Below are 14,264 nucleotides of genomic sequence, written 5' to 3' on the forward strand. Positions count from 1 at the left end.
CTGTCACGCCAGAGGCCGCGAGTTCGAGTCTCGTCGGCTCCGCCACAGATTGAATTGCCCTTCGAGGGCGTTATATGATTAGGGCCGGGGTGAAAGCCCCGGCCATCTTGACAAAAGTTGCGAATAGCTGCATCTACGGATGCGGAATTCATAATGCGGAGCTGTAGTTAAGTCGGTTATAACGCTGGCCTGTCACGCCAGAGGCCGCGAGTTCGAGTCTCGTCGGCTCCGCCACGACGATCAAAGGGAGCACACAACAGTGTGCTCCCTTTTTCTATGCCTTCCGCCCGCTGAGGGCACGAAGTGCCCGATGTTGAAGTCCCCCGCCATGCGGGGCGCTGGTTGATATTCCCCCTCGCGAAGCCTCTTCTTCGTGAAATTGAAAACCTCCTGCGTTAGGGCTGTATCCTTCGTTGCGCGCGTGTGCTCTCTGCACTTCGCTCGACTGTCGTGGCGACTTTCCCCTTGTTTTGGTTGTGCCGTTTCATTGGCCTTTCAAGTCTGCGATGGTAGTGTTCAAGTATAATCATCAAGCCTGCGTTCGCCCGACAAAGAGAGGAGGAAAGCATGAACACGGGGAATGCGACGGGGAGCGCGCTAAATCGGGTTGCCACGGCCATGTTGAATCATGTTCGGCATGATGGGCCGATAGACGCCCCACTGTGCTATCTGACGATGGAGGACGGGTCGTCGGACAGGGATATGGGCGAGGATTACCCTTTGGATGATCCGTTAAAACTCGAGAAATGCTTCATAAAGAGCGGGCACTGGGAACCGAAGACTGTAGATGATTTGGCTGTTGACATCGGTCAGAATCGCAATGGCTTGACCATGAAGCTCTCCAAGATGTCGTGTTCCATCCTTTTCGGCGATATTTCAAGGCACACTGAATACTCGCGATCCTGCCTGTATCTCCACAACGAACACAATATCAAGTTCTATCCGGTGGGCAAGAATAACGCGAACAGTTGGTCTATAGCCGCCACGAAGGCCTTCGGCATGTGCTTGTGCCAGTATCGCAGGGCGTGTCTGGAGTGGCGCAATGCGGCATTTTTCCGGAGCAACGTTGGGCTGTCTGACGACAAGTTTCTTGTCATGGTTAACCATGAGTCCTGGATGCCTGTCGTGAAAGAACTCGTGAATGGCGTTCGCGTGGTCGACCACGGCAAGTACGGTCGCCAGTCTACCAAACTTCTTCGTCTTAACGATCGCCTCGTGGGGTGCGTCATTCCCTTGCTTGCCTATATCTCCGATCAGGCCATTTCCGACCTCGGGCAGTTCATACGCAAGGAGCGTCCGGATATCGTCCGCATCGCGATGCAGGCTCCGCTCCCGAAGTGTTCATGAACAGGAGCGCTAGCTTTTGCCGGTCTGTCGTGCCGTTCATCTCGGTTCCTGTCCGGGCATGACTCCGTTAACTGTGGGCAGCGAGAGGAGGGCTTTGACGCTCGTTGCACCACTCCTTGACTGTATGCCCAATCAGCCGTAACCCATTGCCAGCATGCCCCCGGCAGGTCAGTATGCCGGGGTGTCCGGATGGTGCTGGCCGCTATGACGGCTTCGGGTTCAACTGCAAGGATGGATGGTTCGCATGACACCGGCAATCGACGTGGCCAAGAAGGCCAAGGTGCATTACGAGATTCATGAATATACGCATGACCCGTCGGCGGATTCGTTCGGCGGGGAGGCTGCCGAGAAGCTGGGCGTGGAGGCCGAACGGGTCTTCAAGACTCTTGTCGTCGCTTTTGACGGCAAGCTCGCCGTGGCCGTGGTTCCGGTGACGGGACAGCTCGACCTCAAGGCGTGCGCCAAGGCGCTTGGTACGAAGAAGGCCGCCATGGCGGACGGGAAGGTCGTCGAGAAGACCACTGGCTATGTGTTGGGCGGTGTCAGTCCCCTCGGGCAGAAGAAGCGCCTGCCCACCGTCATCGACGAGTCTGCCACCGAGTATGAGACCATTTTTGTGAGCGGTGGACGCCGTGGGCTCGATATCGAACTGGCTCCGGCCGATCTCGCCGCGCTGACCGGCGCATCCTTCCACCCCCTCGGGCGCTAGTCTGGAAGGGGCGAATGAAACGGCCCCGGAGTGGAACCATCGTGGTTCCACTCCGGGGCCGTTTTCATATGATATGGGGTGCGGGTGCCTCCGGGCGTTAGTCCTGCGTGAGCATGGCGCTCTCGACGAGTTGGTGCGGCAGAGGCGATTTCGGCTTTACGCCGAGTTCCCGGAGCATCTCCGCCTGCCGGATCAGGTTGCCCGTTCCGGTGCAGAGTTTGCCCCGCGCCTTGTCGTAGGCCCTTCTGGCCTGATCGAGGCGGGTGCCCATGTCGTCGATGTCGTCCACGAAGCCCTTGAACTTGTCGTAGAGCAGCGCACCGCGCTGGGCGATTTCCTGCGCGTTTCTGGTCTGCTGCTCCTGCCGCCACAGCGTGGCCACCGTGCGCACCACGAAGAGCAGGGTGCTTGGGCTGACGAGGAGGATGTTTCTGTCCCACGCCTCGCGCCAGAGGGTGGCGTCCTTGGATATGGCCAGCAGGTACGCGGGTTCGACCGGCACGAACATGATGACGAAGTCCGGCGAGGTCATGCCGTAGAGCGCCTGATAGTCCTTGGCGGAGAGTTCGCGGATGTGTGTGCGCATGGCGGCGATGTGCCCCTTCAGCGCATGCTCGCGTTCGTCGTCGGCCTCGGCCCGCGTGTGTTCCAGATAGGCGTTGAGCGAAACCTTGGAGTCGATCACGAGGTGCTTGCCCTGCGGCAGGTGGATCACCACGTCGGGTTGCAGCCGTCTGCCGCCGTCCGTGGTGTGGCTTTCCTGCACGGTGAATTCCTCGCCCTTACGCAGGCCGGAGCTTTCGAGGATGCGTTCGAGGATCAGCTCGCCCCAGTCGCCCCGCGTTTTCGAGTTACCCTTGAGGGCGCGGGTGAGGTTGTTGGCGTCGTCGGAAAGCTGGCGGTTCAGGTCCATCAATTGGCGGACCTGACTGGTCAGTTCCGCGCGGTCCTTGCCTTCCTGCACGTAGGCCTTTTCCACCTGCGCCTGAAATTCCACGAGCTTCGTGCGCATGGGGTCCAGCAACTGCTTCATGGTGGTTTGATTCTGCTCCGTGAAGCGGCGGGATTTGTCGTCGAAGATCTCGTTTGCGAGGGTCTTGAACTGGTTCGCAAGCTCTTCGCGCGCCTCGCCGAGCAGGGCGAGCTTTTCCCGGCCGTGGGCGCGTTCGGCGTCCAGTTCCGTTTGTAGGCTCGCCACCTGCGCGCCGAGTTGACGTTCCTGTGCCCGCATGGCGTCGTTGGCCTTGCGCAGGGCGTCGATTTCGGGGAGCCGGGCGGCCTGTTCCCGCAGGCGCGCGATGTCTTGCCCTGCGGCGATAAGGCGCGTGCGAAGCGTGTCGCGCTCGGCGTTTGATTCGTCGAGCGTTCGTCTGCACGTGTCGAGTTCGTCTCGCAATGCGCGAAGCTGTTCGTCGAGAACGGCGATTCGTGTCTGCTGTTCTGCGGCGCATTGCGTGCGTAACGCCTTTATCCTGTGCGCAAGGTGCAGTGCGAAGGGCGCTGCGCATGTCGCGAATCCGGCAAGAAATGCAGTGATGAGCGTTGCGTCGATGTTCATTTCGTTATCCTGCTCGCTGTGTGGAGAGGTGAAGCGTTTGGCGTGTAGGGCGCGTCATGGCGATGTTGTGTTGTCGTAACATCTAGTCGCCAAGTGCGATTCTGTCCAGAGAGGCGGGGAAACGGTGCCGTTGGCTGGGGGCGCTCTCTTGCGCTGATGCGCGCGGTGGAATCCATGGTTGATGGGCGTGACGGGATCGGCTATGACTCGTTGCAATCGTTGATGAAATTCGGGTGCCCCTTTGGGGGTATCCGGCAGACTCTGGAGTTCGCAATGAAAATGATCAGGAATATCTGCCTTGTACTCATGCTGGCGGCCGCCGCGGCCATGCAGGGTTGCGCGGTGATGGCCGTGGGAGCCGTCGCCGGTGGCGGAACCTACGCCTATGTGACTGGAAATCTGGAACGCTCCTACAATGCCGATGTCGATTCGGTCTACGAGTCCACGCTGCGTGCGGCTCGGCGGCTGAACCTCACCGTGGAGGACAAGGAGATCAATCTGAGCTCCGGTTCCATCAGCGGTAAGGATCAAGACCGCTCCTACTGGGTTCGCTTCAAGGCGACCAATCCTCATGTGACGCTTGTATCCGTGCGCGTTGGCCTTCTCGGCGACGAGATCGCTTCGCGGCGCATCCACGAGGCCATCGCCTCCGGGCTGTAGTCTTCGGACGTGAAGGACATGGCCCCCGATCCGTGTGTGCGGATTGGGGGCTTTTTTGTCTTCCTTTCGGTGCGCGGTTCGTGCGATGGTGGAAAGTGGGAAATGCCGCGTGTTGTGGGCCTTCGGCGGAACACGGCGTGTGGCGGAGGGTTGATTGGGTTGCAGGGCGTGTCGGTTTTTTGCCGCATCGCTTGCGTGCGCAGCATATCATGCGGAAATGCCCGACCAAACGCGATCCGGTATCGGACTTGCTAGGTTCCTGTCAGGAAGACGGCCTGCACCAGTCGGCGTGGAAAGGCGTTTTCATGACCCAAAGGAGGGCGCGATGGAACACGTAACCTTTAACGAAACGCGTCTGGGGCAGGATGGTCTGGAGCTTGATGGACATCGCGACGAGGCCCATGAGGTTCAGCTGGCCGATGTGGAATTCACCACCAATGCCAAGTACACCATCGGTCTTGCGGTCAAGGAGATCGCTGCGCACTGCGGCATGCTCCCCCACGAGCTGACTCGGCGCATGCGCGGCCGGATGTTTTGGCAGGAGGCGACAGAGGACCTGATGATCGTCTTTGCCGTCCCGGAGCTTGAAGCTGATATGATGATTGAGATTCCCAAGGGGCATTGGCGTTTTCGTGGCGCGGACGGTGATGCTTCGCAATAGTCGGGGCGCGCCGGGTAGGCGTGCCCGCGCGGAAAGGACGTTCGCAGTTGAAGGGCCCGGCTTTGGCCGGGCCCTTCGCTTTTGCGCGTCGTGCACGCGTTTGCGGGAAAATGATGGGTTAACCGATAACCGATCAAATTCATTTGAAACAATTGCGGGAGTGGGATAATGTCCTTTCCGTGTCCGATTCGCCGGGAAGCGGCGGAGGGCGTAAAAAAAATGGTTGTACTATGAATGGCAGGGCCTTTCTGCTAGACTTCCCTGGTGGAGCCGTGCCCGACGCCCGGTTTCCGGGAGTATCGGAACGCAGAAGGCAAATTTCAAGAACAGGAGTGAGATGTCATGATTCGTTTCAGATTGAAATCATTGGCTATTCTTGCATTCGTTGCCGTGTTCCTGCTGGGCGCGGCGGGTCAGGCAAGCGCCAAGACGAGGCTCGTGCCCAAGGCGGACAGCTTTATCGTCTTCCTTGACTATTCCGGTTCCATGGCCATGAAGCATCAGACGCTGGGCGAGGAGAGCATCGTCCTTGCCAAGCAGTTTCTGAAGAAGTTCAACGCCGCCGTGCCGGAGAGGGAATACGAGTCCCGTTTCTACACCTTCGGTCCCTTCGAGTGGAAGCTCGGCGGAACCTATGACCGTGCGATCATGGATCGCGCCATCGACGGCATCGCCACCGGTTACACCGTGTCCGGCAGGCTGACCCCGATGGGCAACGGCCTCATGAAGCTCGACACCGCCGTCGAGAACATGAAGAAGAACATCGCCGTGATCGTCGTGTCCGACGGTAAGAACAACCTCGGTCACGATCCGGTGGAGGAGGCGAAGAATATCTACGCCGCCCATCCCGGACAGGTCTGCTTCCATGTCGTGTCCTTCGCCGATACCGAGGACGGCCAGCGCGTGCTTGACGCCATCGCTGGCCTGAACGCCTGCTCCGTGTCCGCTTCCGGACCCGAACTGCTGGCGAGCGACATGGCCCTGAAGGACTTCGTCCAGAAGGTCTTCTTCGACGAAGAGGAGATCATGGAGGAAGTGAAGAAGGAAGAGCCCATGCAGGACATCATCCCCCTGCGTGTGAACTTCGACTTCGACTCCAGCCGCATCAAGGAAGAGATGACCCCCATCCTTGACGAGGCCGCCGACATCATCAAGGGCAAGGACAAGTCCGTGCTGCTTGAGGGCCATACCTGCAACATCGGCACCGAGGAATACAACAAGGGTCTGTCGGATCGCCGCGCCAAGTCCGTCCAGAAGTATCTGAAGGACAAGGGCGTGCCCGCCGAGCGCATGAGCACCATGGGCCTTGGCGAGTCCCAGCCCAAGTACGACAACAACACCCGCGAGGGAAGAAAGCTCAACCGTCGCGTTGAGATCATCTTCCAGTAGTGGACGAATGACCAACGGGCCGCGGTCCTCCTTCCGGGGGGGGGCCGCGGCTTTGTGGTTGAAGATGTCGCCGCCTGCGGGTATGCAGGAAGCGTGAGCGATACATTCATGAAAAGAACGACCACGGCAGGATTTTCGGTGCTGCTCGTGCTTCTGGGCATGGCAGCCGTCGTGCTGGCGTGGGTTGTGCTGGACGGCGGACCGGACGAGCCCGTCCGTGGAACCGAGGCGGAAGTCGCCGTCTTGGACACTCGAACGGAACCTGCGCCCGACGCTAACGCGACGTCCGCCGAGCCGGACGATTCCGCCTCCGTCATCTGCGACGCCCCCGATTATCCCGAACCGCCTTTCCCCGCGCCCGTCCCCGAATCCATTGCCGAAGCCGGGAGTCCTCCCGTCCTTTCCACCGCACCTGCCGTATCCGAATCCGCGCTCGCGCCCGACGCATATGCGTCGTCCGTCGCGGTGTTTCCTTCCGATGTCGCAGGGGGGAAGACTGAAGCTCCCGCCGTCACGCAGCAGGCCGCCGTTGCCCCGCGCAAGGCCGCTGCCCGTCCCCGCGCCCCGCGCAAGCGTGGCCCCGTGACGCTGGAGACCGCCACGACGCAGTTCGAGACCTTTGCCCGGTCCTGGGTGGATAGGGTGGGGCGCAATTTCAAGGACCGGCAGGGACACGTCTGCGTGCGGCAGGAGGGCGGCGAGTGGGTGGCCAGCTATGTCGCCGTCGAGGACACGTCCCTTGAGACGACGGTCAAGTCCAAGGACTCCAGGACGTGTCCGTACGTTGGCGTGCTACGCTATCAGGAGCATCATTTTGAGGCGCGCGGCGCGTCGTCCGATGCCGTGCGGCAGGGACCGTTCGAGCGCGTGCGACGGGTGCGCGTCACCGAAATCTTCCGGTACGACACCGGGCGCTGGGTCAACTAGTCCTCTTATCGTGCAGGAGCCAGCCATGTCCGAATCAGCATCATTCCCCCACATGGATGGCGAGTCGCCGCACGACTGCATCATTCTCTGCGTCATTCCCGATCATTTTCAACGCGAGCAGATTGCCCGTGTGCTCGAACGCGTGGCCGTGAACGTCATCGTGGCCGAGAACGGCACGCAGGCGATGGGCTTGTGCGTTGCGGCGGCACCGGATGTGCTGCTCACGGACATCGACCTCCCGGATATGGACGGCCTCGAATTGGTCGGACGCTTGCGCGACGCCTTGCCCGCCATGGACGTGATTGTCGCGGTGGGTGTGGACGAGGCCGCCGAGGTTGTCCGCGCCGTCGATCAGGGGGCGGATGGCGTGTTGCTCAAGCCCGTGCTGCCCGAGGCGCTCATGCGTTGCGTCCACCGCAGCGTGGAGCTTGTGACGTTGCGCCGGCACGCGCACGGGGCGGAGGTTTCCGTACGCACCATCCTCGATGCCAATCCGGATTTTGCCGTGCTGGTCGAGGACGAACGGGAGCTGTACGTCAACGAGCCGATGTGCCGTTTTTTGGGCTACGCGGATTTCGCAGAGCTTGTGGCGTCCGGACGCTTCGTGTCGGACTTCGTGGCCGAGGTGGATGGGCGCGCTCTGGAGAGCCGGGAGAGCTGGATTCGGCAGGTGGTGGACGATTCCCTCGACCGCAGGCACGTGCTGCGCATTCCGCTCTCCCACGATCCCGAGGGACGGGGGCACAGCTTTGTCGCTACGTATCGTGCCTTTCCCGTTGCCGGGCGTTTTCTCATTACACTGACGGACATCACCGAATTCGAGGCGGAACGGCGCAGCCTGCATGATCAGGCATCGCTTGATCCGCTTACCGGCATTTCCAACCGTCGGCGCTTCGGCGTTCTTGCGCAGGACGCGTGGCGCGCGGCGGAGAAGTCTGGAGTGATGCCGACGCTCATCATGTTCGACATCGACCACTTCAAGCGCGTGAACGATACCTACGGGCACGACGTGGGCGACGAGGTGCTTCGTGCGCTCGCCTCGGCCGTGGCGGAAGCCGTGCGGTCGCAGGATGTGCTGGCGCGCTGGGGCGGCGAGGAATTTATGTTGCTTGTGCCGGACGCGGTGGGGGAAGACGCCGTGTCCATGGCCGAGCGGCTACGCATGCGGATTGAGAAGTTGTCCATCGACGGCGTGCCGCGCGGTGTGACTAGCAGCTTTGGTGTGGCCGTGGCCGTTCCCGGCGAGGACTGGGAGGCCGTGGCCATTCGGGCGGATGAGGCGCTCTACAGGGCCAAGCAGGGCGGTAGGAATTGCGTGGTCGCCGCCCAGATGCCCGTCGTTTCCGGCGGGAAATGAGTCGCGAGACAGTGTCGCCGTGAAACAACTGCATATGCAGTAGTCGGCTTTTTCGCGCCTTGTCACATCGTTTCGCATGGCGTAAGGTTGACCATCGGCTTAACTTGAATGAATTCAAGCAGAAAACATCGGAGGATTCATATGAGCGCAGCAGAAAAGATCCATCATATTGGCAAGGCCAACGGCGCAAAGGTCGAGCGCATCGCCGAACCGGCTCCCGAGGCTCAGGCCATCATGGACAGGACCAACCGCGACATGGGCAAGGTTGCCCTGCTGGTTTCCATCATGTCCGTTATCCTGTTGGTGGTGTTCTTCTTCGGACTGAACCAGAACCTGACCAGCCTCACCGAGCAGGTGAGCGTGATCCCCGGCATGCAGCAGCAGATTCAGGGCATTGACGGCAAGATCGCCGGCATCGAGACCGAGCTTGGCGCGCTGAAGGATCTGCCCGCCAAGACCAAGAAGATGGTCGTTGGCACCATGCTTCAGGAGATGGCCCAGAAGGCTGGCTACCTCGGCTCCCAGATGGAGAGCGATGCCCAGAACGCCAAGCTCCAGCAGGCCATGCAGCTCATGCAGGAAGTTCAGGCGGATATGCAGAAGTAGGTTGATTCGGACAAGTCGATTCGAGGCGGGGGGCGTTTTGCCTTCCGCCTTTTTCTTTTCTGTGCGATAACGGATGAAGGTGGCGTAACCGGCCGTTACGGGGCGGGAAATGCATCATGGAGAGCACATCCGAGGAACGCATGGACGAGCGCGATGATCAGGCCGAAGGGCGATTGGTGGCCAGAGCCAAGCGCGAGGTCGTCTGGGACGAGCGGCGCAGTACCGTGTTTCGCTATGGCCTGCATCGTGGGAGCGACGGCGCGTTCGTCCTGCATCTCGATTCGTATGAGATGATTCGCGGCAAGAGCTTTCGCTTGCAGTTTCGTAGCGAGGACGATGTGCGCGACTATCTGCGTGGCGACGGCGGCGAGGATGTGCTGGTTCAACTGTTTGGCGAGGAAGAAACCGGGGGCTGAATCCGTGGCGGGCCGGGGAGCCTGCTGGAGGACACTGGATATGTCGGCTGGCACCTCGGCGTGCTATGGGAGATGTACAAGACGCCTTTGGGGCCGGAAACGGGAAGCCCCGGACGGATTAATCCGTCCGGGGCTTCCCGTTTCCGGCGTGTGACGCGGGGATCAGCCGCCGGGGAAGACCATCTTGCCGCTTTCGGAGAGGTCGTAGCCGTCGAGGCTTGCGCTCAGCGCCTTGAATTCGGGGTCCGTGAGCATGTTCAGGAACTGCTGGACCGGCTTTTCGAAGAAGCGGTCCTTGGGGATGAGCAGGTCGAAGCGCTCCCAGCCTACGTGCAGCGTGTCGAGCCCCAACAGGCCCGCCACGGCGCGGATGCCGGGGCCGCAGTCCGCCCGCCCGGCGAGGACTTCGAGGCCCACGTCCATGTGGCGGGGGAATTCGCGCTCGTAGCCGGGGATTTTCGATGTGTCCGCCTCCACCTGCGAGAGCAGCCGGTCGAAGAGCAGACGGGTTCCGGTGCCGAGCGGCCGGTTGGCCACTTTCAGGCCGCGCTCGGGAATGTCTGCCACGGTGGTGATGCCGAGGGGGTTGCCCGGCGCGAGGTAGAGAATCTGCTCGCGGCGGCAGAAATTGACCACGGCCGGAAGTTCCTTCAATTCCTCGGCGGCGTAGGAGAAGTTGTATTCCTCGCGTTCCTCTTCGGCCAGATGGCTAGCGGCCATGTGGCAGGTGCCGCGCTTGAGGGCCTTGATGCCGCCAAGACTCCCCATGTTGCCGAACACGGCCAACTCGTCGGGGAAGTGGCGCATGTATAGGCCAAGCGCCTTGTCGAGCAGGATGTCGTTCGACCCGGCCACCACGAGCAGGCCGTCGAGCGAACCCGGCTGGGCCGTGGAGGGGTAGTTGATGGTACGGCCTTCCACCCACTGCTCCACGAGGTGGCTGGGGAACAGCCACTTTCCCGTGACCTTCGAGGCGGGTAGGCCCTTCTCGGAGATGAGGGTGTAGATCATCTTTTCGTTGACCCCGAGGAACTGGGCCACTTCGCGTGTGGAGAGGAGACGTTTCATGCCGGCTTCCCTTCGTGTCGATGGACTCATGAGTATACCTGTTGGAACTGTTTGGATTTGCGGGAGAAGTGTAGCCGGGAACGTGCGCCATGGCAACATCGCACCCGGCAGGTCATGGCGGCCGGGCGCTACCGGGGCAAATGTCGGCCGCCCGTCATGAATCCTTGACCCCGGGGGGGAGTATGCTATTTTTCAGCGGACTTTCCGTTGAATGACCCGCCGTGCAGAGTTGGCGGACGCAAGGGGGACGAGGTGTGAATGCGAAAATCTGCGTGAGGATGATTCTGGCCTTGGCGTTGTGCGCCCTCGCAGGCTGCAGCGACGGCCACTCTCGCGGCGACGCAGGCTCCTCTTCTGCACCCGGCGTTACCGACACTGAAATACGCATCGGTTCCTCTCTTGCCCTGTCCGGGCATGCCAGCTACCTCGGCTTGCAGACGCTTCGCGGCGCATTGAGCTACATCCGCCACGTCAACGAGCAGGGCGGTGTGCATGGCCGCATCATTCGCATCATTTCCTACGATGATCTCTATGATCCGCCGCTGTGCGTCAGCAACACCCAGCGTCTCATCATCGACGACAACGTCTTTAGTCTGTTCTGCTATGTGGGCACACCTACGACGGTAAAGATCATTCCGCTCGTGGAGGAGGCGCGCGTGCCGCTGGTCGGCATGTTCACTGGTGCCAACGCCCTGCGCGAACCGTTCAGGCGCTACATCATCAATGTGCGTGCGTCCTATTATCAGGAGACGGAGGAGGCCGTGCGGCGTTTTGTCGAAGACCTTGGCATCCGGCGCATTGCCGTCTTCTACCAGTACGATACCTACGGATTCGACGGCCTCAAGGGGACGGAGCTTGCCCTCAAGAAGTACGGGCTCGCTCCCGTTGCGCGCGGTTCCTACAAGCGCGGGACGCTCGACGTTGAGGACGGGTTGGCGCGCATAGCCGCGTCCGACGCCGAGGCCGTGGTCATGATTGGAACGTACGAACCCTGCGCGCGATTCATCCGCCTGTGCCATGAGCGGAATTTCCGGCCGCTGTTCCACAACGTGTCATTCGTTGGCGCGGAGGAGCTGGCCCGGCTTCTGGGGCGTGAAGGCGAGGATGTGCTCGTGACGCAGGTCGTGCCGCCGCCGGACTCTTCGGAAACCACGGGGGCTTCGGACTCGCAGTCGCGGTTGTGGGGCGCGAGTGAATACGTCGAGTTGCTGCGTCGCTACTATCCTGACGACACGCCCAATTCTGTCGGCCTCGAAGGGTTCATCAACGCCAAGGTGCTGGTCGAGGGGCTGCGTAGGGCCGGACGCGATCTGGACCGCGAGGGCTTCATCGACGCCATCGAAACCATCCGCGACTGTTCGCTGGGCATTGCGAATACCCTGTCCTTCAGTCCCACGGATCATCAGGGGTTCGACCGCGTGTATTTTACGCGATTCAGGCAGGGCCGCTTCGTGCTCATTTCGGACTGGTCCGACATTCACAAGGGACGCGCAGCGTCCGAGGCTGCGCGGTAGGCCAGCCTGCCGGGCGATTCGGCAGAGAGCGAGCGAATGAAACGGTTCCGCAACATAAGTCTCAAGAATAAAATATATTTTTCGATTCTCGCGGTCATCATGCTCATCAGCGTTGCCATTGCGCTCTTGGCGCGCGGCATTCTGTTGGAGAGCCTGACGTCGGAGTTGGAGCACCGTGGCGTGGGCATTGCCCAGTCCATAGCGGACCGTGGCAGCGGCTTCGTGCTCGACAACGACCATCCGAGTCTCACCGCGCTGATCTTCGATGCCAGTCTGCTGGGTGAACGGCGCAATCTCGTCTCCTACATCTTCATTTCCGGCCCCAATGACGAAATACTCGCGCATACCTTCGTGCGTCCCTTTCCACAGAACCTGAGCCGCTCCAATCCGCTGCCTCCGAACGGTGAGGGTGTTCCGAGCGTGCGGCAGGTCAAGGTGGACGGCGAGCCTGCGCTGGACATCGCCGTGCCCATGCTGGAGGGCATCTACCGCGTGGCCACGGTGCACGTGGGGCTCAACAAGCGGCATATCGACACGCTGGTGGGGCGGTTGCGGATCATGTTCCTCGGCTTCATTGCGCTGGTGTGCACCATCATCTTCTGGATCAGCCACAGGATTTCGGGGTACATCACGCTGCCCGTGACCAAGCTCATCGAGATGTCCGACGAAATTTCCAAGGGCAATCTGAATTTCAAGCTCGACCTCGGTTCCCAGTACGAGGATCTTTTGTCCGATCAGGGCAAGTTCGAGCGTTGTCCGGCCTATCACAATTCCGACCTGCCCTGCTGGCACGTGGACAAGACCATGGGGCCTGTCTCCCCAGACAGCCCGCCCCCGGCAAAGCCGCCCTACTGCCGCGAATGCGTCATTCGCCATCGGCAGATTGGCGACGAGGTGCTCCAGCTTGCGGACTCCTTCGTATACATGGTCCGTTCGATCCGCCTGTACCGCAACCGGCTGCGCGAATCCGAGGCCAAGTACCGTTGGCTCTTTGACGCTGGTCCGGACCCGATCTTCGTGCTCGAAGCCGGAACGCTCAAGATTCTCGACGTGAATCCGCGTGGCGAGGAAGTCTACGGCTATCCCACGCGCGAACTGCTGCGCATGAATTTTTCGGAGTTGGAGGCGCAGGACGGCATGGGGTCGCTCGCGAACTTTGCCAAGCGCGCCAAGCCCGGCGAGCGGGTGCTCTATCCCAAGGCCATCCATCGTCGTAGCGACGGGCAGCCGCTGTTCGTGAACATGCACGCCTGCGGAACCCGCTATGGCGACAGGGAGGCCATTGTCGTCTCCGCCACGGACATCACGGATATCGTGGAGAAGGACGCGCAGCTCGTGCAGGCCAGCAAGATGGCGACGCTCGGCGAAATGTCCGCAGGCATCGCCCACGAGCTTAACCAGCCGCTCAACGCCATACGCATGGGCAGTGATTATCTGGGCATGATGGTCGAGAGCGGGCGTGAGATTCCCGGTGCGCACTTGCGGCAGGTCACGTCCGAGATCGGCGCGCAGATCGATAGGGCGACGGAGATCGTCAACACCCTGCGTCAGTTCGGGCGCAAGTCCGCCATTACGCTTGAGCGGGTGGACATCAACGACCCCGTGCGGGCCATCCTCAAGATCATCTCCCAGCAGCTCAAGCTTCAGAACATCACGCTGGACCTCGACCTCGCGTCGGAACTGCCGCCCGTCATGGCGCATGGCAACCGCTTGCAGCAGGTGTTCTTCAACCTCGTTTCCAACGCCCGCGACGCCATCAATATGTGGTCCGACGAGGAGGGCGACCCGCGTGACCGCGTCATTGCCATTAGGACCTTCACCGAGAGCGGGCGCGTCATCATGACCGTTTCCGACTCCGGCACGGGCATCGACAAGAGTCTCGTCGACAAGATTTTCGAGCCGTTCTACACAACCAAGGAAACCGGACAGGGAATGGGCCTCGGGCTTGCGATTTCGTATGGAATCGTGAAGGATTACGACGGAGAGATCGCCGTTGATTCCAAAGTGGGGGCGGGCACGACGTTCCGGCTGAGCTTCCCCCCAGCGCCATGA

At 61.1% G+C, this 14,264-nt stretch carries 13 protein-coding genes and 1 tRNA gene; 12 read left to right on the forward strand and 2 right to left on the reverse strand.

Annotated features, from left to right (window positions below):
* Nucleotides 1–157 precede the first annotated feature (157 nt).
* The 3 genes from GGQ74_RS00005 (at nt 158) to ybaK (ending at nt 2,056) form a co-directional block, all read left to right on the forward strand.
* Nucleotides 158–234: transfer RNA gene (locus tag GGQ74_RS00005), tRNA-Asp, on the forward strand.
* Nucleotides 235–567: 333 nt separating this feature from the next.
* On the forward strand, nt 568–1,347 hold the full coding sequence (locus tag GGQ74_RS00010; RefSeq protein ID WP_167939504.1) for a hypothetical protein: 780 nt from the start codon (nt 568–570) through the stop codon (nt 1,345–1,347).
* Between the two features lie 244 nt (nt 1,348–1,591).
* Nucleotides 1,592–2,056, forward strand: a complete 465-nt coding sequence (gene ybaK / locus GGQ74_RS00015) for a Cys-tRNA(Pro) deacylase (RefSeq protein ID WP_167939505.1) — start codon at nt 1,592–1,594, stop codon at nt 2,054–2,056.
* A 97-nt stretch (nt 2,057–2,153) separates the two neighbouring features.
* On the opposite strand, the gene GGQ74_RS00020 is transcribed toward ybaK, so the two are convergent.
* A complete protein-coding gene (locus GGQ74_RS00020; protein ID WP_167939506.1) occupies nt 2,154–3,614 on the reverse strand; it encodes a DNA recombination protein RmuC in 1,461 nt (486 codons plus the stop codon).
* Between the two features lie 273 nt (nt 3,615–3,887).
* Here GGQ74_RS00020 and GGQ74_RS00025 point away from each other — a divergent pair, with 273 nt between their 5' ends.
* From GGQ74_RS00025 to GGQ74_RS00055, 7 genes are all read left to right on the forward strand, one after another.
* A complete protein-coding gene (locus GGQ74_RS00025; protein ID WP_167939507.1) occupies nt 3,888–4,274 on the forward strand; it encodes a DUF3568 domain-containing protein in 387 nt (128 codons plus the stop codon).
* Between the two features lie 325 nt (nt 4,275–4,599).
* Nucleotides 4,600–4,935 (forward strand): hypothetical protein, encoded by a 336-nt coding sequence (locus GGQ74_RS00030; RefSeq protein ID WP_167939508.1) that lies wholly within the window; start codon nt 4,600–4,602, stop codon nt 4,933–4,935.
* Between the two features lie 342 nt (nt 4,936–5,277).
* Nucleotides 5,278–6,324: an OmpA family protein gene (locus tag GGQ74_RS00035; RefSeq protein WP_167939509.1), complete on the forward strand. Its 1,047-nt coding sequence runs from the start codon at nt 5,278–5,280 to the stop codon at nt 6,322–6,324.
* Nucleotides 6,325–6,432: 108 nt separating this feature from the next.
* Nucleotides 6,433–7,251 carry a hypothetical protein gene (locus tag GGQ74_RS00040; protein ID WP_167939510.1) on the forward strand — a complete coding sequence of 273 codons (819 nt, stop codon included), beginning with the start codon at nt 6,433–6,435 and terminating at the stop codon, nt 7,249–7,251.
* A 25-nt stretch (nt 7,252–7,276) separates the two neighbouring features.
* Nucleotides 7,277–8,608, forward strand: coding sequence for a GGDEF domain-containing response regulator (locus GGQ74_RS00045; protein WP_167939511.1), 1,332 nt, complete (start codon nt 7,277–7,279; stop codon nt 8,606–8,608).
* 141 nt (nt 8,609–8,749) lie between these two features.
* Complete coding sequence (locus GGQ74_RS00050; protein WP_167939512.1) at nt 8,750–9,214, forward strand: hypothetical protein; 465 nt, start codon at nt 8,750–8,752, stop codon at nt 9,212–9,214.
* 116 nt (nt 9,215–9,330) lie between these two features.
* Entirely contained in the window at nt 9,331–9,630 is a 300-nt protein-coding gene (locus GGQ74_RS00055) for a hypothetical protein (RefSeq protein ID WP_167939513.1), read from the forward strand.
* 162 nt (nt 9,631–9,792) lie between these two features.
* On the opposite strand, the gene GGQ74_RS00060 is transcribed toward GGQ74_RS00055, so the two are convergent.
* Entirely contained in the window at nt 9,793–10,698 is a 906-nt protein-coding gene (locus tag GGQ74_RS00060; RefSeq protein WP_167939514.1) for a helix-turn-helix transcriptional regulator, read from the reverse strand.
* A 278-nt stretch (nt 10,699–10,976) separates the two neighbouring features.
* Between GGQ74_RS00060 and GGQ74_RS00065 the strand changes: the two genes are divergently transcribed.
* Nucleotides 10,977–12,212 (forward strand): ABC transporter substrate-binding protein, encoded by a 1,236-nt coding sequence (locus tag GGQ74_RS00065; RefSeq protein WP_167940947.1) that lies wholly within the window; start codon nt 10,977–10,979, stop codon nt 12,210–12,212.
* Nucleotides 12,213–12,248: 36 nt separating this feature from the next.
* Nucleotides 12,249–14,264 carry an ATP-binding protein gene (locus GGQ74_RS00070; RefSeq protein WP_167939515.1) on the forward strand — a complete coding sequence of 672 codons (2,016 nt, stop codon included), beginning with the start codon at nt 12,249–12,251 and terminating at the stop codon, nt 14,262–14,264.

The organism is Desulfobaculum xiamenense (genome assembly GCF_011927665.1).
GTDB lineage: Bacteria > Desulfobacterota > Desulfovibrionia > Desulfovibrionales > Desulfovibrionaceae > Desulfobaculum > Desulfobaculum xiamenense.

Coding starts and splice junctions, on each gene's coding strand:
- GGQ74_RS00010 (WP_167939504.1), top strand. CDS start 568: ATGAACACGGGGAATGCGACGGGGAGCGCGCTAAATCGGGTTGCCACG.
- ybaK (WP_167939505.1), top strand. CDS start 1,592: ATGACACCGGCAATCGACGTGGCCAAGAAGGCCAAGGTGCATTACGAG.
- GGQ74_RS00020 (WP_167939506.1), bottom strand. CDS start 3,614: ATGAACATCGACGCAACGCTCATCACTGCATTTCTTGCCGGATTCGCG.
- GGQ74_RS00025 (WP_167939507.1), top strand. CDS start 3,888: ATGAAAATGATCAGGAATATCTGCCTTGTACTCATGCTGGCGGCCGCC.
- GGQ74_RS00030 (WP_167939508.1), top strand. CDS start 4,600: ATGGAACACGTAACCTTTAACGAAACGCGTCTGGGGCAGGATGGTCTG.
- GGQ74_RS00035 (WP_167939509.1), top strand. CDS start 5,278: ATGATTCGTTTCAGATTGAAATCATTGGCTATTCTTGCATTCGTTGCC.
- GGQ74_RS00040 (WP_167939510.1), top strand. CDS start 6,433: ATGAAAAGAACGACCACGGCAGGATTTTCGGTGCTGCTCGTGCTTCTG.
- GGQ74_RS00045 (WP_167939511.1), top strand. CDS start 7,277: ATGTCCGAATCAGCATCATTCCCCCACATGGATGGCGAGTCGCCGCAC.
- GGQ74_RS00050 (WP_167939512.1), top strand. CDS start 8,750: ATGAGCGCAGCAGAAAAGATCCATCATATTGGCAAGGCCAACGGCGCA.
- GGQ74_RS00055 (WP_167939513.1), top strand. CDS start 9,331: ATGGAGAGCACATCCGAGGAACGCATGGACGAGCGCGATGATCAGGCC.
- GGQ74_RS00060 (WP_167939514.1), bottom strand. CDS start 10,698: ATGAAACGTCTCCTCTCCACACGCGAAGTGGCCCAGTTCCTCGGGGTC.
- GGQ74_RS00065 (WP_167940947.1), top strand. CDS start 10,977: ATGATTCTGGCCTTGGCGTTGTGCGCCCTCGCAGGCTGCAGCGACGGC.
- GGQ74_RS00070 (WP_167939515.1), top strand. CDS start 12,249: ATGAAACGGTTCCGCAACATAAGTCTCAAGAATAAAATATATTTTTCG.